The organism is Cystobacter fuscus (genome assembly GCF_044360685.1).
Taxonomy (GTDB): Bacteria; Myxococcota; Myxococcia; order Myxococcales; family Myxococcaceae; genus Cystobacter; species Cystobacter fuscus_C.
In genome coordinates, this window is the sequence record NZ_CP043491.1 from 1 (window position 1) to 22397 (window position 22397).

A 22397-nucleotide genomic window follows, 5' to 3' on the forward strand; every position below is an offset into this window, starting at 1 on the left:
GGGGCCGTGAACTTGATCGCTCGGGGGTGCGTGTTAGCACCCGGGACTCCCACCCGGCGCTCCGCCGGTGGCCTGGAGCCCTTTCGTGAACGCGCTCGCCCGCCCCCTTCCCGCCAGTTCAAGTGCCGAGAACCTCTGGGAGAGGATGTTGGACTGCCTCCGCCAGGACAAGCTCGAGTACGCGCTCGGGTGGATTGGCCGGATGCGGCCCCTGGAGGTGCGCGAGGACACCCTGGTCATGGGCGTGCCGGACCGCTTCTACCGCGACTGGCTGGACGACCACTACCGCCCGCTGCTCGAGTCCACGCTCGCGCGGGTGACGGACGGGCCGACGCAGCTCGCCTACGAGGTGGTGCCGGGCCTCGCCCCGGCGCCCGCGCTCCAGCCCCCGCCGTCCTCGCAGAAGCCCGAGGGCGCCCGGCCCCCGCGCATGAACGCGCGCTTCACCTTCCAGACCTTCGTGGTGGCCGACAGCAACCAGCTCGCGGCGGCGGCCGCCGCGGCGGTGAGCGACAGCCCGGGGCGCGCCTACAACCCGCTCTACATCTATGGCGGCACGGGCCTGGGCAAGACGCACCTCCTGCACGCCATCGGCAATAAAATCTGGGAGCGCGACCCGAGCCAGCGCGTGGTGTACCTGTCGAGCGAGCAGTTCACCAACGAGTTCATCGAGAGCGTGCGCGAGCAGCGCATGCCGGAGTTCCGGCGCAAGTTCCGCGACGAGTGCGACGTGCTGCTCATCGACGACGTGCAGTTCCTCGGGAGGAAGGAAGAGACGCAGCGCGAGTTCTTCCACACCTTCAACACGCTGCACGAGCTGGGCAAGGCCATCATCCTGACGAGCGACATGGTGCCCGCGGAGGTGCCGGGGCTCGAGGAGCGGCTGCGCAGCCGCTTCAGCATGGGGCTCATCACGGACATCCAGGAGCCCACCTTCGAGACGCGCGTGGCCATCCTCCAGAAGAAGGCGGTGCTCGAGGGCCTGGACCTGCCGGACGAGGTGGCGCACTTCATCGCCCGGGCCATCCAGAAGAACGTGCGCGAGCTGGAGGGGGCGCTGGTGAAGGTGAGCGCCATCCACTCGCTGAGCCGCCAGCCGGTGACGGTGGACTTCGCGGCGCACGTGCTCAAGGACGTGCTGCCCACGCGCCAGGTGGTGGACGTGGAGACCATCCAGAAGGAAGTGGCGCGCTACTACAAGGTACCCGCCGAGGCGCTCAAGGAGGACCGGCGCCACAAGGCGCTCGCCCACGCGCGCCAGGTGGCCATGTACCTGAGCCGCAAGCTGACCAAGGCCTCGTTCCCGGAGATCGGCGCGCGCTTCAGCAAGGACCACTCCACCGTCATCTCCGCGGTGCGCAAGGTGGAGAAGCTGCGCGAGTCGGACCTCGGCGTGAAGCGCGAGCTGGACGAGCTCGAGGCGAAGCTGACGGGCGAGTAGGCGGCCCGACGCACTCCCTTCCATGACCTTTCGAGTGGGTTGACTGCGGGTGACCTGATGAGTCATCTTGCTCGCGCGGTCTCCACGAGAGGAGTGCGTCGATGGATCAGTGCAATTCAATGTCCACGGTGAAGGATGATCCGGCCCTCACGCCGGGCGAGCAGCGGATCCTCGCGTTGATGGGGCAGGGCTTTCAGCGCATGGAGCAGCGCCAGCAAGTGCTGGAAAACAAGCTGGAAGCCCAGTCGAAGCAGCTGGAAGCCCAGACGAAATATCTGTTGGATCTGACCGCCCGGGTCAGCCAGGAAGCCGCCGCCAGCAAGCAGCGCGACCGGCAACTGTCCGCGGACATCCAGCGTCTGCGAGAGCAGGCAGAGTCGCGAGACATCGATTGGCGCCAGACCTTCCATCGGGAGATGAACGCGTTCCGGGTCGAGGTCTCCGAGAAGTTCGACCACCACAACACCCGGTTGGAGATGCTGGAGCAGGGCATCGAGCGGACCAACACGGGCCTGCGGCATCTCGACCAGGGCCTGGATGGAGTCCAGCAGGAGCAGCGCAAGCTGAGCGCCCTGCTCGGGCGGGAGTACACCCCCCACGGGCAGCCTCCTCTCATCACCTGAGACGTCCGCGGTCGGGGAGGACCCGTCGCCCAGCCGGGACGCTCCTTCCCCCCGCACACCCCCGGGACAAGCTGGCACCGGGTTCGCTATACCGGGGGCCAGCACCCGCCCGCTGCGGGTTCCCGGCAACTCCCGTGCATCGGAGACTCCGCGGGGAGCTCCGCGCATGCACTCGGGAGGGTTCCGGAGGAGCAACACCCATGCGGTTGACGGTCTTTGGAGCGACGGGACGCGTCGGGCACACGCTGGTGCACGACGCGCTGGGGCAGGGGCACGAGGTGACGGCGTACGTCCGGGATCCCAAGCGCCTGGGGCTCAAGCACGGCAAGCTCCTCATCAAGAAGGGCAGCCTGGAGGATGGCACCACCGTCGCCGAGGCCCTGCGCGGCTCGGAGGTCGTGGTGAGCGCGATCGGCGCCCGCGACGCCACCCACCCCGTCTCGGTGGTGACCCACGCCACGCGCGCCATCCTCACGGCCATGAAGGCCGAGGGCGTCCAGCGGCTCGTCTCGGTGGGCGCCGCGGGACTGCTGCCCCACGCGGCCGGCGGCCTCACCGGCGAGCACGGCCTGCCCCCCTTCCTGCGCCACGCCTTCGAGGATCACCGCGGCGCGCTGCAGGCCCTCCAGGAGAGCGAGCTCGACTGGGTGGTGGTGTGTCCGCCCGTCATGCCCAGCGGCCTGAAGACGGGCAAGTACCGCATCGCCGTGGAGGCCCTGCCCACCGGCGGCCGACAGGTCTACGCCGAGGACGTGGCGGACTTCACCCTCAAGGTGGCCACCGGCACCGAGTACCACCGGGTGCGCGTGGGCATCGTCGGCGACTGAGCCCCGGCCTACGGCAGCACGGGCGCCTCCACGTCCGTGACGATGAGCGTGTTGGTGCGCGTGTCCACGCTCACCCGCCCCCGGGGCGACAACAGCGCCTGCACCTGGGGCAGCAGCTCCGCCGCCCGCGCGTGGCTCACGGGAAGCAACCAGGTGCGCAACGGGCCCTCGTCCTTGCGCGCCTGGGCGAGCCGCGCCCGCGTCTCGGCCTCCTCCTGGAGCACCCGCAGGGGCGCCACCCGCAGGATGTTGCCCTTGCGCTCCATGCCCAGCCCCTGGGACACCAGCACCCCCTGGAAGGCCTGCGTCCACGGCACGTCGCGCAGCGTGAGCGTCACCGTGCCCCGCACCTCCTCGGAGAGCACCAGGTTCAGCCCGCCCATCTCCGCGAGCCCCCGCAGCACCTCCTCCACCGGAGCCCGCACCACGTCGAGCGAGACACGCCTTGTCTGGCTCGGCTCGCGCGCCTGGACGGGCAGTGCGGTGAGGGCCAGCGCGAGCCATACGGCGCGGGAAGAGCGCATGAAGGACCTCCAGGAAACGGGGAGGACCAGTGTAGCGCCCTTCCCGGTGGACAGGCACGCGGGCCCCGGCATTCCCCGCGCCCTGTCTCCCCTCGAACGCAGGAGGGCACAGCGGCCGTCCAGGAGGAACCCGGGGAGCGCTCCCCCGGGGGCGGCCTTGTGACGGGCCCCGCGCGCCCCCATCTCTGACGGGGAGGCTTCCCCGCCCACGAGGGTACACCCATGGCGAACCACGACTCAGGCCACTGCAAGGATTGCCGTTACTTCAACAGCCAGAGCACGCACCCCAGCGGAGGGGAGATCGCCCAATGCCGGCAGCCGGAGCTGGAGGACTTCGACCTGATGGTGGCCGGGGACTGCGGCTGCAACGCCTTCGAGGCCCGGGCGGAAGCGGACATCTCCCCCGGCAGGCTCATGGATGAGCCCTCTCCCATGATGCATTGAGTGATGCATCGGGCCACGACATCGGCTCACATCACGGCATGTTCCATCCCAAGGGACCCGGTCTCGGAGAGCTGATCCACCAGGGCTTGCAGTCCGTGGAGCGAGGCTATGATTTGCTCGCCCCGAAGTTCGACTACACGCCCTTCCGCACGCCCGAGGACGTGCTGACGGCGAGCTTCGCCCTGGCCGGAGCGCCCCGGAGCGTGGAGCGGGCCCTGGACGTGTGCTGTGGCACGGGAGCCGCCCTGCGCCACCTGCGCCCCCTGTGCCGCCAGGAGGTGGTGGGCGTGGACGTGAGCCAGGGCATGCTCGACGAGGCCCGGCGCAACGTGGAGCACGCGCCCGGCGAGGCCCGCGTGGAGCTGGTGCGCGGCGACGCCCTGGCGCTGCCGTGGCACGAGGCGTTCGATCTGGTGACGAGCTTCGGCGCCTTCGGCCACATCCTCGAGCGCGACGAGCCCCGCCTCGTGGAGGGCATCCACCGGGCCCTGCGCCCGGGGGGACGCTTCCTCTTCGTCACCGCGGACCGGCCCTCGCCCTGGCGCCCGGGCTACTGGATGGCGCGCGCCTTCAACGCGGCCATGCACGTGCGCAACGCGCTCTGGCGGCCTCCCTTCGTCATGTACTACCTCACCTTCCTGCTGCCCCGCGCCCGCTCGCTCCTGGAGGCCCAGGGCTTCCACGTGGCCGTGCACCGCGACCCCCTGCCCGAGCACTACGCCCGGGCCGGACTGTGCGTGGTGATCGCCACCCGGCCCTGAGGCGCGCCAGGGGTCCGGACCGCCGGAGGTTGAGCCCCCAACGTGGGCGCGTCCAATCACGCTCCGCCCTCGCGAGGGCACGTGCTAAGCGGGACCCCTCTCACCCACCCCGAGGAGGGCCCCGCTCGCATGAAAGCGTTCATCGCCGCCACCGCCCTCGCCCTTGGCCTGCCGGCCTTCGCCCAACAAGAGGCGAAACCGCTGCCGCCCGGACGCGAGGCACTCGCCATCCCCTACGACAAGTACGCGCTGCCCAATGGCCTGGAGGTGCTGCTCGCGCGCGACCCCAAGCTGCCCGTGGTCGCCGTCAACGTCTGGTACCACGTGGGCTCCTACGACGAGCAGCCCGGCCGCACCGGCTTCGCCCACCTCTTCGAGCACATGATGTTCCAGGGCTCCAAGCACGTGCCGGATGACGTCCACATCGCCCTGCTCGAGCAGCTCGGCGGCACGGACTTGAACGGCACCACCAACTTCGATCGCACCAACTACTTCGAGACCGTGCCGAGCAACCAGCTGGCCACCGCGCTGTGGCTGGAGAGCGACCGGATGGGCTTTTTGCTCGACGCGCTCGACGAGAAGAAGCTGCACACCCAGCAGGAGGTGGTGAAGAACGAGCGCCGCCAGGGCGTGGAGACGCGCCCCTACGGCATCGCCCAGGAGAAGTTCTGGCAGACGCTCTTCCCCGCGCCCCACCCCTACCACGGCAAGGTCATCGGCTCGATGGCGGACCTGAACGCCGCCACCGTGGAGGACGTGAAGGCCTTCTTCCGCAAGTGGTACGCCCCCGCCAACGCCACGCTCGCCGTGGTGGGTGACTTCGAGCCCCAAGAGGCGCGCGCCCTCATCGAGAAGTACTTCGCCACGCTGCCGAGCACCCCCAAGCCCGCGCGCCCCGAGGTGGCCCCGGTGAAGCTCACCGGGGAGAAGATTGTCCGCCACGACGAGAAGATCGGCACGCTGCCCCTGGTCGTCATCGGCTGGCTCACCCCGCCGTACCTGAGCGAGGGCGATGCCATCGCGGACATGCTCGGCAACGTGCTCGGCACGGGCAAGTCCAGCCGGCTCTACAAGCGGCTCGTGGTGGACAAGGGGCTCGCGCAGAGCGTGAGCGCCTCCCAGCAGAGCCTCGGCGCCCAGTCCGTCTTCACCGTGGAGGCGGTGGCCCGGCCCGGCGTGTCCAGCGACGCGCTCGTCAAGGAGATCGACGCGGTGCTCGAGGAGATGCGCCGCGCGGGTCCCACGGCCGCGGAGCTCGACCAGGCGCGCACGCGCTTCGAGACGCAGATGCTCGCCGGGCTCCAGTCGGTGGGGGGCTTTGGCGGCAAGGCCGACACGCTGCAGAGCTACAACCACTTCCGGGGCGACCCGGGCTTCCTCGTGCACGACCTGGAGCGCTACGACGCGGTGACGCCCGAGCGCGTGCGCGACTTCGCCCGCGACACGCTCAAGCCCACCGAGCGCGTGGTGCTCCACGCCGTGCCCTCGACGCCGAGCCCGTCCCCCGCCCCCTCGAAGGAGAAGCCGTGATGCGCCGCCTGTTCCTCGCCGTCTCCACCCTGGCGCTGCTCGCCGCGGCCTGCCGCTCGGCGCCCCAGCCCACGCCCGAGCCCACGTCCGGGCCCTCCACGGCCCCCGGTCCCCAGGCCCCCGCCACGCCCTCCACGGACCCCGAGTCCTTCCGGGATCAGCCCCCCACCGCCAGCCCCGCGCCCGAGCTGGTGCTGCCCCGCTTCGAGCAGGCGGTGCTGGACAACGGGCTCACCGTGCTGGTGAGCACGCGCAAGGAGCTGCCGCTCGTCTACGTGGGCACCGCCTTCGCCGCGGGCAGCGCGACGGACCCCAAGGGCAAGTGGGGCCTGGCGGATCTCACCTACAAGATGATGCTGGAGGGAGCGGCCGGAAAGGACACGCTCGCCCTGGACCAGGCCTTCCAGAACCTGGGCGTGTCGCCCTCGGTGAGCGTCAGCTCGGACGGGGCCATCCTGGGCGTGCGGGTGCTCCAGCGCAACACCGAGGCGGCGCTGGCGCTCATCACCCAGGTGGTGCGCCAGCCCACGTTCTCGCCCAAGGACTTCGAGCGGCGCCAGAAGTTGCAGCTGGCCGAGCTGGTGCGTGCCCTGGGCAGCCCGGGCTTCCTCGCGCAGCGCGCGTTCCTGGACGTGGTGTTCGGCGCGGCGCACCCCTATGGGCACCCGACGAGCGGCCTGCCCGAGACGGTGAGCGGCGTGACGGTGCGCGACGTGAAGGCCTTCTACGAGGCGAACGTGGGCCCGCGCACCACGGCGCTGGTGATGACGGGTGACATCACGCTGGAGCAGGCGGTGGCGCTGGCGAAGAAGTCCTTCGGCGACTGGAAGGGCAAGGCCGTGCTGCCGCCGGTGCCGCCCGCGCCCCCCACGCCCGCGCGGGGCCAGGTGGTGTTCGTGCCCAAGGCGGGGTTGGATCAGACGATCGTCCTCATGGGCCGGCCGGGCATCGCCGCGGGACATGCGGACGAGTCCGCGCTGGACCTGGCCACCACGGTGTTCGGCGGCTTCTTCGGCAGCCGGTTGAACATGAACCTGCGCGAGGACAAGGGCTACAGCTACGGGGCCAACTCGGGCTCGGACGCGCGGCTGGGCGTGGGGCCGCTGACGGCGTCCTCGTCGGTGCGCGCGGACGTGACGGGCGCGGCGGTCAGCGAGTTCGTCAACGAGCTCAAGGGCCTGCGCGAGCGCCCCATCACCCCGCGGGAGCTGGAGCCGGCGCGCGAGGGCCTCATCCGCGCGTTCCCCGGCAGCTTCGAGTCGGTGGAGGGCCTGGGCGCGAGCGCCTCGGAGCTCTTCCTGCGCCGGCGCCCGTTGGATGAGTACGCGCGCACGGTGGCGGGCCTGGAGAAGGCCACGCCCGCCGAGGTGCAGCGCGTGGCCGAGGCCTACCTGGGCCCGGACGCCATGCAGATCGTCCTGGTGGGAGACCCCGAGGTCATCCAGCAGCAGGTGGAGCCGCTGGGGCTCGGCAAGCTGGTGGCGAGGGAGCCGGCGAAGACACCGGCCCCCAAGCCCTGACGCTCAGCGCGCGTCCGCCTCGTCTTCCTCGGACTCGGTGCGGACGTGGCGCCGGCGGAGCTCCTCATCGGCCTCGGAGATGGGGGTGCGGATGTCGGAGAGGTTCTGCTCCCCGTCGCCGTCCAGGTAGAACTTCTGCTCCTGGGAGTCATGGGTGGAGTCGGCGGCGTAGAGGGGCCGGGTGTCATCGGCCTCCAGACCCCGCTCCACGCGATCCTTGGCGAAAGGCGGCTTGTTGCTCGGGTTCTCGTGCGGGTGCACGGGGCTGTACTTCCTCGGCTTCTCGTTGCCGGCCATGGGAAGGCTCCTCGGATGCGGACGCGCGGGGTTGCGCGCATCCGTCAATGTGGGGCGGACCCTCGCCCCACGGCTACCCGGAGCCGGAAGAGTGCCCGCCCGCCCGCCCGCTTCCGGAGCACGGCGGGCGCGACGGCCCCCCACGAGGAGCACTCAGGCGGCGCGGAACTCGGCGGCGAAGCCGAGCAACCGGCGAATGGCCTGCTCATGGTCTCCCTGACAGGCGGCGAGGAAGGGCTGGGCCCACTCCTGGCCCGCGGGGACTCCCTTCTCGTCCTGGAGCCAGCGCTCGAACCGGACGTACTCCTCGTCCCGCGCCCCCACGAGACCGAGGCACAGGCGATAGCCAGCGATGAGTCCCTCCATGCGCCGCACCGTGATGGGGCCGATGAACATGAACAACCGCCCTACGCTGTCGCCGATCCTCTGACGGATCTCCATGAGGAAATCCAAGGTGACCGCGGGCATCCGCGCGGGCGCCAGGCGGGGCGTGCTGGTGGCGAGTTGATCACACTCCGGATCGTTCCAGGGAAGCGCGGCCAGCGCCTCGGGGGAGAGCGCCCGGAACTCCGCGACGTAGTCCAGGTACTTGCGCAGCGCGCGCGTCTGATCTCCGCCGCATTCGCTCAGATAGACAGACTCCCAACCCTCCGCCGGCCACGCGCGTTTGATGTCACGGAACCAGGTGTTGAACAGCAGGTCCGGCCCCTCGTCCACATCCATTGAATGAAGACACGCTCCGTAACCACCCCTGAAGCAGTTCACCCAATCGACATCGGGCATCCCGATGTACCGGTAGGGGCCCACCGGGCGCGTTTCCATGTCCTGGCGGATGCGCAACAGCAGTTCCAGCAAGGGCACCGCGGGCTTCAGTCCCGTGGGCGAAGGAGTGGATGGATTCATGGCACCCTCGCCGCGGTCTCGACGACCTTCTCGGTGACGGCCGAGTGCGTCCCCAATCGACTCAAATACTCCGCCCAGGGCATTCCGGCGGCGCCCGTATAGGCGTCATAGGCGCGGCCCTGCATCCGGACCAACACGTGATAGCCCGTGTGGCTGATACTTGCTTCCTTGCCATTCGCCAGATTGAACACCATGAATCCAAACCTGCCCCGGTTGTCGGTGGACAGTTGCAAAAGCGCTCAGGCGGCACGGAACTCGGCGGCGAAGCCGAGCAGCCGGCGGATGGCCTGTTCGTGGTCTCCCTGGCAGGCGGTGAGGAAGGGCTGGGCCCACTCCTGGCCCACGGGTACGCCCTTCTCGTCCTGCAGCCAGCGCTCGAACCGGACGTACTCCTCGTCCCGGGCCCCCACGAGACCGAGGCACAGGCGATAGCCAGCGATGAGTCCCTCCATGCGCCGCACCGTGATGGGGCCGATGAACAGACCCAGACGTCCCTCGGTGTCGCCAATCTCCCGGCGGATCTCCATGAGGAAGTCCAGGGTGGGCCGAGGCTCACGCGTGGGCATCAACTGGGGAGTGCGCGTGGCGAACTGGACGTCCTCCGGGATGCGCCAGGAAATCGCGGCCAGCTCCTCGGGAGAGAGCGAGCGGAACTCCGCGACATGGTCCAGGTACTTGCGCAGTGCGCGTGTCTGATCACCGCCACATTCGCGCAGGTACGCGGGTTCCCAGCCTTCTCCGGGCCAGGCGAGTTTGACATCCCTCAACCAGACACCGAACAACACGTCGGATCCCTCGTCCACGCCAAGCACATCAAGACATTCGCGGTACCCGCCCTTGAAACAGTTCACCCAATCGACATCGGGCATCCCGATGTACCGGTAGGGACCCACCGGGCGCGTGTCCATGTCCTCACGAACGCGCAGCAGCAGCTCCAGCAAAGGCACCGCGGGCTTGAGTCCCGTGGGCGGAGGAGTGGATGGATTCATGGCACCCTCGCCACGGTCTCGACGACCTTCTCGGTGATCTCCGTGCGTGCACCCAGCCTGCTCATGTATTCCGCCCAGGGCATTCCGGCGGCGCCCGTATAGGCGTCATAGGCACGGCCCTGCATCCGAACCAGCACGTGGTAGCCCGTGTGGCTGATATTCACGTCCTTGCCGTTCGTCAGTTTGAACATGATGTACCCGGCCTCCTTCTGGGAGCGGGTCGTCAGCTGCACGAACTCGGGCCTGCCGCCCAACTGGGTGAAGGCCGTGTAGATGTTCTGGGCGACGCCCTGGCATGCCCCCGCCACCTGCTTGCCCGCGTCGAACGACGTGCGCATCGCCAACAACCAGGCCGGGGCCTCCTTGCCCGTCGTCAGCACCCAGTAGTCGATGGCCTCCGTCACCTGGCCTCGCGCCAGCAGGCTGAAGGTATGGGTGCGCAGGGAGTCCGCCGCCACCACCTGCGTGGCCACCACCTCGGCCACAGGAGCCGCCGCGCCCTCTGTCCCGGAGAGGCCCACCAGCAGGAACATGGCCAGACAGCCACGCAGGAAGTTCATGGAAATCCAGGTTATCTCCATGAAATCCGCAATTCAAGAACCCAGCACACCTCCTACGTCACACCCCTCCCACCGGGATGGAAAAGTCAGGTGTCGCCGAGGGCCCGCTGACTCCGGGTACGTGGCATGCGCCCCTCGCGGCGGGTATAGGGACCCCGCCCATGAAAGCCCCCCCGCACGGTCCTCCCTTCGCCAGCTCCACCACCTGGAACGCGCTCGGAGAGGGGCGCTATGCCGGCCGCGTGCTTCCCCACTGGTTCCAGGGACGCGGCTCCTACGGCGGACTGCTGGGCGGCGCGCTCCTGCGCTCGATGATGCGCGAGCTCAACGAGCCCGAGCGCATGCCGCGCTCGCTCACCGTGCACTTCTGCGCCCCCGTCACCGAGCAGGACGCGCTCATCACCGTGCGCCTGGAGCGCGCCGGACGTCAGGTCTCGCACCTGTCCGCGCGGCTGGAGCAGGCGGGGCAGGTGGCGTGCCTGGCGAGCGCCACCTTCGCCACCTCGCGCGACACGCCGCTCGTCTTCACCGAGGCGCGCCCGCCAGAGGTGCCCGCGCCCCACGCGTTGCCCTCGGCGCCCACCGAGGCGATGCCCGCCTTCTGCGCTCAATTCGACTACCGCTGGTGCGTGGGCGCGCCGCCCTCCTCCGGAGCCTCCGAGGCGCGGCTGGGCGGGTGGATCCGCCCGCGCGTGGCCGAGCCGCTCGACGCGCCGCTCGTGGTGGGCCTGCTGGATGCCTATCCCCCGGCGGCGTTCGCCCGCGTGGACGGCCCCGCCCTGGGCGCCACCATGGACTACACGGTGCACTTCTACGCTCCCCTGCCGCTCGCCTCCGCCTCGCCCGAGGCCTTCTACCTGCGCGCGGGCCAGTCCCGGCACGCCGCGCTCGGCTACGCGGACGAGCTCGCCGACCTGTGGAGCGAGGACGGCCAGCTGCTCGCCCAGCTGCGGCAGATGGCGGCCATCTTTCCCCAGCCGCGCTGAGCGACGCACCCGCGCCAGAGGTGACTTCCTCTCGCGGCGGGGCTCGGGTAGTTTGCGCCGCCCGGCGTGCCGTGCCCCGCGCGCGGCACACCGCGATTACCCCCCCGAGGTTCCCCACAGATGGCAAGGATTTCCCAGGACCAAATCGAGGAGCGCCGTGCGTTCCTGCTTGAGCTCTTCCGCTCCCAGCCCGACATCAGCCGCAACGAGGCGATGGAGACGTACAAGGACCGCTTCGGCGCCTCGCTCAACGCCAAGACGTTCAACGAGCTGCGCGAGCAGGCGCTGAGCGAGACGGAGGCCCGCGCCGACCGGGCCGAGGAGTCCCAGGCGGACAGCGACGCCGACGCCGACACCGACGCGCCCGCCGAGGAGCCCACGGCCACGCCGCTGCGCGTGGTGCCCACCGTCGAGTCCGCCGCCGCCGCCGGCGCGCCCCCCGCGGCCAAGAAGCCCAAGCCCGGCAAGGGCCCGGGCGCGAAGAACGTGTTCGTGGACGCCACCCAGGAGCAGTTGCAGTTCCTCGAGCGCGTGGTGCACCAGCTCCAGGAGGCCGGGGCGAGCAACATCCGCATCGACCACGGCACCGAGCGCTGGATGGTGCTCACCGTGGAAGCGAAGTAGCGGACGCGGAAAGAAGCCGTCCTCCCGCCTGCCCGCGCGGTGCACCCCGCGCGGGCGGCCTCAGAAGTCGTTGCCCTCCAGGTGCAGCGCGGGCGCGGCGCGGTGCCCCGGGTCCACCACGCACGGGGCCTCGGTGGCCTCGAAGGCGCGCGGGCGCATGAGCCGCAGGGTGAGCACGAGCGCGAGGAACAACAGCGCCGAGCCCCCGGTGACGAGGCGCACGCCCCACCGGTCCGCGAACAGGCCCTGCAACCACACCCCCGCGGCGTACCCCACGGCGATCATCATGCTGTAGAGGCTGCTGATGCGGCCCTGGAGCTCGCGCGGCACGCGCAGCTGGCACGTGGTGTTGATGCAGGTGAGCGTGGCCATGTAGAGCGCGCCGAGGCCCACGATCGCGAGCGCCGCGGCGTGCAGCGTGGGCGTCATCCAGTACACCGCCGCCATGGGCCCGAGCAGGACGAGGCACGCCTCGAGCAGGCGCCGGCGCCCCAGCCGCTCCATGAGGGGCCCGAGCAGCATCGCCGCGAGCACCGCGCCCACGCCCTGCATGGTGACGAGCAGCGAGGTGGCCGCCGCGCCCTGCTGGAAGACGCGGATGGCGAACACCGGCACCAGCCCGATGAAGGGCGCCACGAGCGCCGACACGGCCAGCGCGCCCACCATGGACAGGCGGATGCCCGCGTCGTCCCGGGCCACCTCGGCGCCGCGCCGGATGCCGGACCACAGGGGCTCGCTCCCGCGCGAAACCGGGCGCTCCGAGGGCCGCACGAGCCAGAGCGCCACGAGCACCGCCACGAAGGACAGCGTGTTGATGGCCAGCGCCCAGGCGATGCCGCCCGCGGCGAGCACGCCCGCGGCGATCGCCGGGCCCATGATGCGCCCGAGGTTGTACTGGGCCGAGTTGAGGCTCACCGCGCTCGACAGGTCCTCCGGGGGCACCGACTGGGAGATGAGCGCGGAGAAGGCCGGGTTGATGAGGCTGTTGGTGCACCCGTTGAGCAGCGACAGCACGGCCACGGCGGGCACGGTGAGCCGGCCGGTGAGCGCGAGCACGGTGAGCACCAGCGCCAGCAGCGCCTGCACGAGCGTGCCCGCGGCGAGCCACTTGCGCCGATCGAACCGGTCCGCGAGCGCGCCGCCCACCGGCGACAGCACCACCGCGGGCAGGAAGGTCAGCGCGGCGATGCCTCCGGTGGCCTCGGCGCGGCCCGTCACCGTGGTGACGAAGACGCCCAGGGCGAGCGTCTCCATCCACGTGCCGATGTTGGAGATGAGCGTTCCCCACCACACGTGGACGAAATCCCGATGCCCGAAGGCCCGGAGCGACGAATAGCGAGACAGATGGAGGGCGCGCACGGCCCTCTCCTTGTATCGCATCCGCCCCCGCCGCGCAGGCCCTCCCCCCCTCGGGATGACAGGAAATGCACGCTCGCTTCCTCGCTCACGAGCGTCACGCCATTCTTTTCAATCCCAGTACATTCGTGGGGGTCCCAATCGCTCACATGGAAACCCGTTGGAGCACGGATTACTTCACTTCACGCGAGGCGGAGACCTTGCGGGGAGTGATGCGGCCATCGGGGCCGACCAGGGCGCCGGTGGTGGGGAAGTCCTCGCCGGTGAGGCGGCGCACGAGCGGGAGCACCTCGCCCGAGGGGTCCGGCTGGGGGATGCCGCGGCCCTCCTGGCGCGTGGGCAACAGGCGCCCGGAGAGGAAGCGGCCCTGGGCGTCGAGCTCCACGTCGGCGATCATCCCCAGGCCCTGGGGCCCCTTGAGGTTGAAGGAGCCATAGGTGGCGAAGTTGCCCAGGGAGTAGAGGATGAGCTTGTCCTTGTAGAACTCGAGCGCGCGCACGACGTGGGGGCCATGGCCGATGACGAGGTCGGCGCCCGCGTCGATGACGGCGTGGGTGAAGGCGCGCAGGTCGCCCCGGTTCTCGCCGTAGAACATCTCGGTGCCCTGGGGGATGTTGAGCGCCTTGCCGCCCTCGGCGCCGCCGTGGAAGGAGACGAGCACCAGGTCATGCGCGGCCTTGACCTGGCGCACGAGGGCGGCGGCGGTGGCATGGTTGTTGACGTGGTTGCAGTTGGCCGAGGTGTGGAAGGCCACCATGCCCACGCGCAGGCCGTTCTTCTCCACGGTGGCGACGGTGCCCGCGGGGCCGCTCCAGGCGATGCCGAGGGAATCGAGCGTGGCCTCGGTCTCGCGGCGGCACAGCTCGCCGAAGTCGCCCGAGTGGTTGTTGGCGGTGGAGGCCAGGTCCACGCCCGCGTCCTTGAGGTAGCGGCCATAGTGCGTGGGCGAGCGGAAGGCGTAGCAGTTGCCCCCGCGGCGGCACTTCTGCGTCGCGCCGTGGTCGCACAGGGGCCCCTCGAGGTTGATGAAGGTGAGGTCCGCGTCGCGCAACAGCGGCGCCACCGTGGCGAGGCTCGCGGCGCCATCGTCCGGGGGCAGGAGGCCCTCGGGGAAGGAGGTGCCGAGCATCACGTCCCCCACGGCACGGATGCGCAGGCGGGCGTCGGCGGGAGGCGGGGGACGCGAGCCCGGGGGCGCGGCGGGCTCGGCGAGCTGCCGCTGGAGGGCCGTCTGGCCCCGGGCCTGGGTGAGGGCATCCTCCAGGTCCGGGTGGGCGGGGTCGAGCCGCTGCACCACGCTCCACGCGGCGAGCGCCTCCTGCCAGCGGTTGAGCAGCGAATACGCCCAGCCCAGCTCCCACTGGCAGTCCACGCGCTCGGGGGCGGAGCGGGCGCAGGCGGAGAAGGCCTCGAGGGCGGCGGGGGCGTCCTTGGCCTTGAGGGCCTCGACGCCCCGGGCGTAGAGCGCGTCCACCTCGGCGGCGGTGGTGGCCAGGGGAGCGGCGCCGGCCGGCGCGGCAGCGGAAGCAGGGGGCGCGGGCGGAGCGTCGGGGGCGGGGGGAGGCGCCTCGGGGGCCGCGGCGGGAGGCGCGGGCGGAGCCGGCATCGGAGGCACGTTGGCCTCGGGGGGAACCGACGGGGCGTCGGAGATGGGACGGCGGATGGGCTCGGCGGTGGAAGCGCGCCAGTTGGCGCAGCCTCCGAGGGAGGAGAGCGCGAGCACGGAGAGCAGGAGGGAGCGAGAGCGCATGCGGGCGCGCATCTTACGGGGGGCGAGGGCGGAGAAGGGGAGCGGCACGCACGGGAGGGGCATGCTCGAAGGAAGAGCGGCCGGGCGGGAGGCGGGCCCGGGGGCGGGGGGCCTATAGTGCGCGCTTCATGTCCTCGCCCGCTCCCGCGCTCTCCTCCCCGGCGGCTTCGTCCGCTCCGGCCGTCCGCTTCGATGGGCTGTGGCTGTTCTCGCCCCGGGTGGACGTGAGCCTCGTGCTGGTGCCGGCGCTGCTCACGCTCGTGGCGGTGTGGCTGGCGGACACGACGGGGGAGGGGTACCAGGGGTACTCGTGGGCGCTGGGGCGGTGGGCGTCGCAGTACGTGCTCTTCAACGGCACGCACGTCATCCTCACCTTCCTGCTGGTGGGCACGCGGCGCGAGCTGTTGCGCACCACGCCCTCGCAGGGGTGGCTGCTGGTGGGAGCCTCCTCGGGGGTGTTCGCGGGGTGCCTGGGGGTGCTGTGGTACGCGGGCCAGCACGCGCCCCAGCTCAACCTGATGCTCGCCGCGTGCATCCACCTCTTGGCGGCGCACCACACGCTGTCCCAGGTGAAGGGGCTGTGGGCGCTGCATGGGCTGCGGGCCCGGGCGTCGGGAGCGCCCGCGCTGGGCGAGGCCGAGCGGCGGCTGCAGCGAGTGTTCGTCCCGCTCGCGCTGGTGCTGATGATGGCGCGCACGCTGGCAGTGCCGGTGACGGACGCGGCGGGGGACGTGCCGCTGGTGAACGTGGGGCAGGCGGAGAACGGGGCACTGCCATACGCCACGACGTGGGTGCTGCTCGGGGTGTGGGCGGTGTTCGCGGGGCGGATGGTCCAGGCGCTGCGGGGGCCCGCGGGGATGAGCGGCCCGAGGCGGCTGTACGTGCTGAGCCACGTGGCGGTGGTGGCGGTGTACCTGGTGTGGCCGGCGTGGGGGGTGGTGCTCAGCGCGGGCATCCACGGTTTGGAGTACCTCTTCCTCACGGGGCGGATGCTCGAGCCCACGCCGGGGGAGACGGGGGCGCGGCTGCGCGGGGGAGGGGTGTGGGCGGCGATGCTGGGGGTGATGCTGCCGCTCATCCTCGTGGGCGTGGCGCAGAGCCCCTTCGTGCCGCTGGTGGACTCGGCGACGGGGGGCGCGGCCACGCGCTGGCTGTTGGGCCAGGAGCCGCTATGGACCCTTGGGGTGACGGTGACCAACGCGCTGGTGCTCGCGCACTACTTCGCCGATGCCTTCCTCTACCGCTTCCGGATTCCCCGGGTGCGCGAGGTGACGCTCGGGAGGCTCGGCCTCGCGTGAGGTAGTGATGCCCATGGGCTGGCTCAAGAACGTCATCATCAAGAACAAGGAACTCGAAAACGAGCGGTTCGAGGTGACAGACAAAGACTCGCTCTATTTCCTTGGCCCCAACCTGACGCTGCGCAACTGCACCGTCGTCTTGAAGGTATCAGCCAGGCGATTACACATCCTCGGCGCCCGGTTCATTGACTGCACCTTCGAGGTGAAGCAGGAATTGAAGAACCATCAGGACTGGGTAAGAGCCTCGCTCAAGGGCTGCCGGTTCAAGGGCCGGCTGACGGGCTGTGATTTCGGGCACTGGCCCGAATACGGGAGTGAACCGGAGTATCAGCACGGTTTCATCGAGAACTGTGACTTCACCGAGGCCCGTCTGGATGGCTGCCGCATCATGGGCTGTGACCCAACCACCCTGCGCTTCCCCAAGTGGCCCTGCTTCACCATTCTGGACCCCATTCGCAGGGTCTCCGAACTGCGTAGCGTCAGGTGGCCGGGTCTGGTCGGCGACGTCCTCGTGGACGATCTTCACGCTCATCCGGCTCCAACCAGGGCACTGACCTATTACGCGCCCACCCTGGTGGAACGGCTCGAGAGCACGCCAGAACAGCTTCAGGCCGTCATCGAGAAGTTCGACTGCATCGTCTACTGACCCGAACCCGAGCGGGCGTGAAACGTCACGCGGCAGGGATGGCTTCAGGGCTGGGCGGATTGAGGCGGACGTCCCCGGTGCTTCGAAACGGGCAGATAGCACGTGCCCTGGTACTCCGCCTGGACGTCCAGGCACGGAGGACTTCGCTTCACAGCCAGCCAGCATCCACCGTTGATCTCGACTTCATCCACCTGGGGTTTGCAGGGCGCCGCGGCCTGATCCCTGAAGGGCTTGGCGGGCAATGGGTAGGCGAGTGCTTCTGGAACCGGTGGCTCCGAGTCGGACAGGAGCGGAGCATCCGCCTCGGAAGGAGCCTCGGACACCACGACGGGTGCGAGCGGTTGACGCCTGGAATCACTCGTCGCGTAGAGCCAGACACCGAGCGCCAGGGAGAGTCCCGCGACACCCGCGAGAACAGGCACGAGCCGGGCACGCCAGGGCCGGTGCGAGGGTCCCGACGCGAGGTGCTCCGACAGTCTGGGATTGTCCTCCACGCGCCGGACCGCGGCATCCGCCAGCACGAGGAGGTCGGCCAGTTCCGAGGCCCGCGCCGACGCAGGCGCTTCATCCACCCGCAGCGACACCGACGCGGATTCACGTTTGTAGAAGAGGCTCACGGCCCAGTCACCCTCGGGCGTCCACTCCACGCGCTCCCCAGGCAACAACGTCAGGGCGGGCCTGCCCGTCGCCATATGGCGCGCCTCGTAGAGGCGTCCCAGGTCCGGCCCCACCTCGCCATAGCGCCTGCCCAACCGGAAGGGCCCCAACCGCCTGTCCTCTCCACTCTTCTCGTTCGCCACGCGACGCCCCTCCGTGAGCCTTCACGGAAACGGATTTGACCATTCAAGTCAAGAGGGTTGGCCCGTCCTGTTGGGTTCCCACCGTGGAGGAGAGGTCCTCAGGGCCCAGGAGCCGGCATGGACTTCGGAGCCCAGAGCAGCCCCAGTTCCAGCGGCTCGGCGTCGAAGGGCTCGGCACGCACCGTCTCTTCACCGCCGTGACGGGAAACGAGCCGCCAGCCCTTCTCCCCTCGGCCATACACCTCCAAGGAGTGAGCGCGGGGATCCACCAGCCACGCATGGCCCACCCCCTCCTGGTGGTAGACGGCCAGTTTGCGCCCCCGATCCAGCGCAGCCGTGGACGGGGACAGCACCTCACACACCCAGTCGGGCGCCAGGTCGAGGAAGGGATTGTCCCGCTCCAACAACCCCGGAGCCCGCTCCCGGCGCCAGCCCGCCAGGTCCGGCACCAGCACCTGCCGGCCCAGGTGCAACTCCGGCTCGTCCAGGAGCCACCAGCCTCCCGCGTGGCCGTGCCCATAGCTGAAGGCATTGCCCAATCTCGCCCCGAGCACCGAGGCCACCCACGCGTGCCACATCGCCGGCCGTGGAAACGCCCACAGCTCATCGTCGATGATCTCCCCCACCCATCCCGGCGGCAGCGCCTCGATGTCCTCGTAGGTGGCTGGACGCTTTCCCCGACCCATGCGCACTCCTCCTCCTGGCCTTCCCGCCAGACTCCTCGCATCATACACGAGGAGGTGACATCCGAGGTCAGGTGCGCCGCACGTCCAGGATGCGGCCCTCGCGCAGCCAGCCCTCGGTGTCCCGCCACAGGGGCAGGCCCACCGCGTGGACGCGCTCGGGCGCGGTGCGGGTGAGCCACCCCAGCCACGCGCACAGCGCCGCGTCGAGCTCGTCATGCGTGGGCAGCACGCCCCGCGCGAATCGCAGCCCCGCCGCCTCGAGCCGCGCCCGCCTCGCCGCCCGCCCCTCGGGGGAGCTCTTCTTCCCCAACTTCTCCACAGCCAGGTGGCGCCACGTGGCTCCGGGAAACGCCTCGAACAAGCGCGCCCGGTCCGGCTCGGACGTGTCCACGTCCAGCATCGGCAAGGCGCCCAGCCGGTGCAGGGCCGCGAAGAGCAACACGCCGCCGCGCACGAAGCCCTGGAAGGGGGCGCCCGGCACGGGGAGCACGTCCGGAGTCCGCCCCGGAGCCCGCAAGAGCCGCTCGGCCTCGCGCACCCGGGCCCCCGGCCGCGCGAGCGCCTGGGGCCCATCCACCACCACCACGTCCGAAGGGCCCACGGGGAACGCCGTCACGAGGGCCTCCGGATCGAGCCGCCCCTCGTCGTCGGGGGCGGGCCACTCGCGCTGCTCGAAGTCCACCCGCCCGTGGAGGTCCACCACGGCCACGTCCACGGCGCGGGGACGGCGCGCGAACGGGTCGCTCAAATCCCAGCCCAGAAAACGCACGCACCGAGCCTACTACCTGCGCCGTCCCCGGAGAGCCCACCCAGCAGGGGCCTCACGCCGACAGTGTACGACATGGATGTCCGGGGGCTTGGAGGAAACTCGAACGCCAAGACGGGTAGGGACAGGATGAAGCGCCTTGCCCATTCAGGGCGCTCCCACTCGTCTGCTTATCGCTAGTACAACAGCTCGCACTTGCGACCCTTGGGTATGCAGAGATCACCCAAGCACTCTCCCCCATAGGTGAAGCGGTCGGCACAGTTGGCATCGCATGGTAGGCTAGCGGTGGAACAGCTCCAATAAGGAACATCACCGACACCGATGCTTTCACAGCAGATCTGCTGTGAGTCCGTGCAGACGGGGCAATGCTCGGATGACTTGATCCCAGACTTCTGGGACTTCAGTTCCTGGCCCTCAACGCCAAGCTCTGCTTCGGTTTCACCACATCCCACCGTGATCGCAGCACCTGCGACAAACGCAGCAAACACCCATGACTTGAAATAACGCATCGGCGACTTCATCCCCATGTCGTGAATTCAAGGGCTCTCGCCCTTTGGAACCTTTTGAGAAACATCGTATCGGCTCAATTTAAACCATGCCTGGGCACGTACTTGAAGTCAATGGAATCCCGGGCGCGGAAGGAACGACGACTCACCGTTTCCGCGTGAGCTCATCTCCCCACGCACCCAGCTCCTCCAAAGTCCAGATGCGCTCGGGAGGGCCGACTCCGGTTCATACCACGGCTCCGCCGTCCCCACAGTGATGCAGTTCACATGTTTGCTGTGAGCCTGTTCATACGCCCAGCGCCGCGCTCCTGGTAGAGGGGGGCCGGGAACCGACGGTCCGCCGCCGAACGCCTCGCGCGGCGGCTCGCCGAAGTGACGCGGGCTCACTTGATACGGATGCGCTGACCGACCACCAGCAGGCTTGGGTTCTTGATCTCTCCTTGACCCGGCCGACCCTTGTTGCGCGCGAGCAGGGTGGTGACCGGCACGCCAAAGCGCTTGGAGAGCGTCAAGAGGTTGTCGCCCGGGGCCACCGTGCGCCAGATCTGCACGGCCCTCTTGGCCGGCGCGGGGGGCGCCCTGCCGCCGGGAATCACCAGCTTGACGCCCACCTGAAGCAAGCTGGGGTTGCTGATCCGGTTGACCCGCGCGAGCTCCTTCCAGCCGCCAGGCACCTTGAAGCGGTTGGAGATGGCCGAGAGCGTGTCGCCCGGCTTCGTGGTGTAGGTCAGCGAGGCCGCGGGTTTGGGCACTGGAGCGCCAGGCAGAGGCTTCTTCGGAGGGGGCCTGGCGCGGTCGGTGAACGGCGGGTAGCAGTAACCCGTGATGCTCGCTTTTCGGATGCGCTGGTGGACGCCGTTCGGTTTGCCGGTGTTGCCCTCGATCGTGACGATGTGGTCCTTCTTCACCTGGACCACGATCCCAACGTGGTTGCCCCCGGGTCTTCCAGGCCTCCAGTCGAAGCACACCAGCGCGCCAACGCGCGGCTTCGCGCCGAATCGCCGCTTCCTCCTGAAATCGTCGATGAGCGCCTGCACCAACGCTCGCTTCCGGAACGCCGCGCCGTTTCCGGACTTGGCGGCACACCACGACACGAACATCGCGCAGTACTGGTGCTGGAGGCCGTACCACGCGCCATATTTCGTGCGCGGTAATCCATTCGGCATCCGGGAGGAGCGGTAACCGACCTGCGACCGTGCCACGGCCAGGAACTTCTCGAGGTGGGCGTTCATGGCGCCACCTCCTTCTCCGGCTCGTCCTCGTCCACGAAGTCCACTCCGACGTCCTCGGGATCGTCGTCGCTGAACGACAGCTCTTCCTCCTCCGGCTCGTCCTCATCCTCAACGGGGCCGCTGTCGATCAGCAGCGCCTCTTCTTCCGGTGTCTTGCTCTCGATCTCGTCATCGGTCGGGGTCGGCAGCCGGCTCTCCCCTGCTCTGTTCTTGACCGCCATGAGGCTTCTCCTCCGAAATCGGGTTGACCATCAAAACGACAGAGCGGCGTGGTGGCGGGTGTGATGGCCGGAGTGCACCCTCATGAAACCGGGTTGCACCAGGGGCGGGCGAAGAAGCGAGCGCGGCGACTCCCGGCTCCGCCCCCGTCTGAGGGAGGACTGTGGTATGCCGAGCTGTCTGCCCGCGGCAGCCGCCGTTCCGGCCTGCCCCTGCGGATAGAAAACATGGGGATATATGAAAGGCTACTTCATCAATTCAGACGCGGTATCGAACAAAAATCACAGCTATCACTCAGAATGGATCACCCGGGGTATCGCCGTGACGAGTGGTGGACCCGAGTACCTTCAACAGATCGATACCATTCCCCAAGGGAGTACGATCCTCCTTCACGCAAAGGGCTACGGCGTCGTCGCAGCGGGAACAGTCTTGGACGAGCGTTCATTTAGCGTCAAGCAAGGAGCGGGTACCGTCAGTCCATTGGAAAGCGAGGAATTCCACAGAACGGTTGCATGGTACGCGGATCTCCGGACCGACCCTCTCCCTTACAAGGACGTGATACGGGTTTGGGGTACCAACCCGGTCAGGGCCGTCCAATCTTTCGAGAAGTCAGGAGACGAACTCCTGGAGCTGGTGCATGCGCGTGCCGAGGAAGCGGATGTGGCCGCGCTCGCTGCTGGTGCGCCCCAGGGTGTTACCGAAGTCGAAACACTTGTGCAGGCGCGAAGAGGACAAGGCCGTTATCGCGAGGCATTGCTCGCGTTGTGGCAAGGCCGGTGTGCGGTGACTGGATGTGCACTCGGTGCTGTGCTGCGCGCCTCTCACGCCAGGCCTTGGTGCAGGTCGACAGACGCTCAACGCTTGGACCCCAATAACGGTCTACCGTTGATCGCCACACTTGATGCGCTGTTCGACCGTGGCCTGATTGGCTTCTCCGATCAAGGCGCGATGCTGTACTCATCGGTCCTCACATCGGAAGAAAGGCGCTTGTTGGGTGTACCTGCGCCTCTCCGGCTCCCACTCAACCCAGAGCAAAAACAGTATTTGAAGGACCACCGCCAGGCATTTGCGCTGCGGGACGCCACGAATACCTGATGAGTGGGTGAATC

General features: G+C 69.3%; 25 protein-coding genes. 12 read left to right on the forward strand and 13 right to left on the reverse strand.

Annotated elements, in window-relative coordinates; translation table 11 throughout:
- Positions 1-85: 85 nt before the first annotated feature.
- From dnaA to F0U63_RS00015, 3 genes are all read left to right on the forward strand, one after another.
- A complete protein-coding gene (gene dnaA, locus F0U63_RS00005) occupies positions 86-1441 on the forward strand; it encodes a chromosomal replication initiator protein DnaA (protein WP_395842354.1) in 1356 nt (451 codons plus the stop codon).
- 101 nt (positions 1442-1542) lie between these two features.
- Positions 1543-2064, forward strand: coding sequence for a hypothetical protein (locus F0U63_RS00010; protein ID WP_395842356.1), 522 nt, complete (start codon positions 1543-1545; stop codon positions 2062-2064).
- Between the two features lie 200 nt (positions 2065-2264).
- Complete coding sequence (locus tag F0U63_RS00015; RefSeq protein ID WP_395842358.1) at positions 2265-2891, forward strand: NAD(P)-dependent oxidoreductase; 627 nt, start codon at positions 2265-2267, stop codon at positions 2889-2891.
- Between the two features lie 8 nt (positions 2892-2899).
- Here the strand turns inward: F0U63_RS00015 and F0U63_RS00020 are convergent, their stop codons facing one another.
- Positions 2900-3415: a secretin and TonB N-terminal domain-containing protein gene (locus F0U63_RS00020; RefSeq protein ID WP_395842360.1), complete on the reverse strand. Its 516-nt coding sequence runs from the start codon at positions 3413-3415 to the stop codon at positions 2900-2902.
- Positions 3416-3637: 222 nt separating this feature from the next.
- Between F0U63_RS00020 and F0U63_RS00025 the strand changes: the two genes are divergently transcribed.
- From F0U63_RS00025 to F0U63_RS00040, 4 genes are all read left to right on the forward strand, one after another.
- Positions 3638-3859: a hypothetical protein gene (locus tag F0U63_RS00025; RefSeq protein ID WP_395842362.1), complete on the forward strand. Its 222-nt coding sequence runs from the start codon at positions 3638-3640 to the stop codon at positions 3857-3859.
- 38 nt (positions 3860-3897) lie between these two features.
- Entirely contained in the window at positions 3898-4620 is a 723-nt protein-coding gene (locus F0U63_RS00030; RefSeq protein WP_395848547.1) for a class I SAM-dependent methyltransferase, read from the forward strand.
- Between the two features lie 129 nt (positions 4621-4749).
- Positions 4750-6150, forward strand: coding sequence for a M16 family metallopeptidase (locus tag F0U63_RS00035; protein WP_395842364.1), 1401 nt, complete (start codon positions 4750-4752; stop codon positions 6148-6150).
- Positions 6150-7670 carry an insulinase family protein gene (locus F0U63_RS00040; RefSeq protein WP_395842366.1) on the forward strand — a complete coding sequence of 507 codons (1521 nt, stop codon included), beginning with the start codon at positions 6150-6152 and terminating at the stop codon, positions 7668-7670. Before F0U63_RS00035 ends, F0U63_RS00040 begins: the two co-directional genes overlap by 1 nt.
- 3 nt (positions 7671-7673) lie before the next feature.
- Here the strand turns inward: F0U63_RS00040 and F0U63_RS00045 are convergent, their stop codons facing one another.
- The 5 genes from F0U63_RS00045 to F0U63_RS00065 all read right to left on the reverse strand — a co-directional run bounded on the left by F0U63_RS00045 (position 7674) and on the right by F0U63_RS00065 (position 10419).
- Positions 7674-7967, reverse strand: coding sequence for a hypothetical protein (locus tag F0U63_RS00045; protein ID WP_395842368.1), 294 nt, complete (start codon positions 7965-7967; stop codon positions 7674-7676).
- Positions 7968-8120: 153 nt separating this feature from the next.
- Positions 8121-8870, reverse strand: a complete 750-nt coding sequence (locus tag F0U63_RS00050) for a hypothetical protein (RefSeq protein ID WP_395842370.1) — start codon at positions 8868-8870, stop codon at positions 8121-8123.
- Positions 8867-9064 carry a hypothetical protein gene (locus F0U63_RS00055; protein ID WP_395842372.1) on the reverse strand — a complete coding sequence of 66 codons (198 nt, stop codon included), beginning with the start codon at positions 9062-9064 and terminating at the stop codon, positions 8867-8869. Before F0U63_RS00055 ends, F0U63_RS00050 begins: the two co-directional genes overlap by 4 nt.
- A 45-nt stretch (positions 9065-9109) precedes the next feature.
- Positions 9110-9859, reverse strand: coding sequence for a hypothetical protein (locus tag F0U63_RS00060; protein WP_395842373.1), 750 nt, complete (start codon positions 9857-9859; stop codon positions 9110-9112).
- Entirely contained in the window at positions 9856-10419 is a 564-nt protein-coding gene (locus tag F0U63_RS00065; RefSeq protein ID WP_395842375.1) for a hypothetical protein, read from the reverse strand. Before F0U63_RS00065 ends, F0U63_RS00060 begins: the two co-directional genes overlap by 4 nt.
- Before the next feature lie 161 nt (positions 10420-10580).
- On the opposite strand from F0U63_RS00065, the gene F0U63_RS00070 reads away from it, so the two are divergent.
- Positions 10581-11405 carry an acyl-CoA thioesterase gene (locus F0U63_RS00070; protein WP_395842377.1) on the forward strand — a complete coding sequence of 275 codons (825 nt, stop codon included), beginning with the start codon at positions 10581-10583 and terminating at the stop codon, positions 11403-11405.
- A gap of 120 nt (positions 11406-11525) precedes the next feature.
- A complete protein-coding gene (locus F0U63_RS00075) occupies positions 11526-12029 on the forward strand; it encodes a hypothetical protein (protein ID WP_395842378.1) in 504 nt (167 codons plus the stop codon).
- A gap of 60 nt (positions 12030-12089) precedes the next feature.
- On the opposite strand, the gene F0U63_RS00080 is transcribed toward F0U63_RS00075, so the two are convergent.
- Together F0U63_RS00080 and F0U63_RS00085 are read right to left on the reverse strand one after the other, a co-directional pair.
- Positions 12090-13388 carry an MFS transporter gene (locus tag F0U63_RS00080; RefSeq protein ID WP_395842381.1) on the reverse strand — a complete coding sequence of 433 codons (1299 nt, stop codon included), beginning with the start codon at positions 13386-13388 and terminating at the stop codon, positions 12090-12092.
- Positions 13389-13557: 169 nt separating this feature from the next.
- The gene (locus F0U63_RS00085) at positions 13558-15135 is read right to left on the reverse strand and encodes a CapA family protein (protein ID WP_395842383.1); all 1578 of its coding nucleotides are present in this window, start codon (positions 15133-15135) and stop codon (positions 13558-13560) included.
- A gap of 128 nt (positions 15136-15263) precedes the next feature.
- Here F0U63_RS00085 and F0U63_RS00090 point away from each other — a divergent pair, with 128 nt between their 5' ends.
- Together F0U63_RS00090 and F0U63_RS00095 are read left to right on the forward strand one after the other, a co-directional pair.
- Positions 15264-16433 carry a hypothetical protein gene (locus F0U63_RS00090; protein ID WP_395842386.1) on the forward strand — a complete coding sequence of 390 codons (1170 nt, stop codon included), beginning with the start codon at positions 15264-15266 and terminating at the stop codon, positions 16431-16433.
- 13 nt (positions 16434-16446) lie between these two features.
- On the forward strand, positions 16447-17079 hold the full coding sequence (locus tag F0U63_RS00095; RefSeq protein WP_395842389.1) for a hypothetical protein: 633 nt from the start codon (positions 16447-16449) through the stop codon (positions 17077-17079).
- A gap of 44 nt (positions 17080-17123) precedes the next feature.
- Here F0U63_RS00095 and F0U63_RS00100 read toward each other — a convergent pair whose 3' ends face one another.
- The 5 genes from F0U63_RS00100 to F0U63_RS00120 form a co-directional block, all read right to left on the reverse strand.
- The gene (locus F0U63_RS00100) at positions 17124-17879 is read right to left on the reverse strand and encodes a hypothetical protein (protein WP_395842391.1); all 756 of its coding nucleotides are present in this window, start codon (positions 17877-17879) and stop codon (positions 17124-17126) included.
- A gap of 98 nt (positions 17880-17977) precedes the next feature.
- The gene (locus F0U63_RS00105; RefSeq protein WP_395842393.1) at positions 17978-18565 is read right to left on the reverse strand and encodes a Uma2 family endonuclease; all 588 of its coding nucleotides are present in this window, start codon (positions 18563-18565) and stop codon (positions 17978-17980) included.
- 67 nt (positions 18566-18632) lie between these two features.
- Positions 18633-19334: a DUF429 domain-containing protein gene (locus F0U63_RS00110; RefSeq protein ID WP_395842396.1), complete on the reverse strand. Its 702-nt coding sequence runs from the start codon at positions 19332-19334 to the stop codon at positions 18633-18635.
- 886 nt (positions 19335-20220) lie between these two features.
- Entirely contained in the window at positions 20221-21069 is an 849-nt protein-coding gene (locus F0U63_RS00115) for a LysM peptidoglycan-binding domain-containing protein (RefSeq protein ID WP_395842399.1), read from the reverse strand.
- Positions 21066-21290, reverse strand: a complete 225-nt coding sequence (locus F0U63_RS00120; protein WP_395842401.1) for a hypothetical protein — start codon at positions 21288-21290, stop codon at positions 21066-21068. Before F0U63_RS00120 ends, F0U63_RS00115 begins: the two co-directional genes overlap by 4 nt.
- A gap of 235 nt (positions 21291-21525) precedes the next feature.
- Between F0U63_RS00120 and F0U63_RS00125 the strand changes: the two genes are divergently transcribed.
- Positions 21526-22383, forward strand: a complete 858-nt coding sequence (locus F0U63_RS00125; protein ID WP_395842403.1) for an HNH endonuclease — start codon at positions 21526-21528, stop codon at positions 22381-22383.
- The last annotated feature ends 14 nt before the right edge of the window (positions 22384-22397 follow it).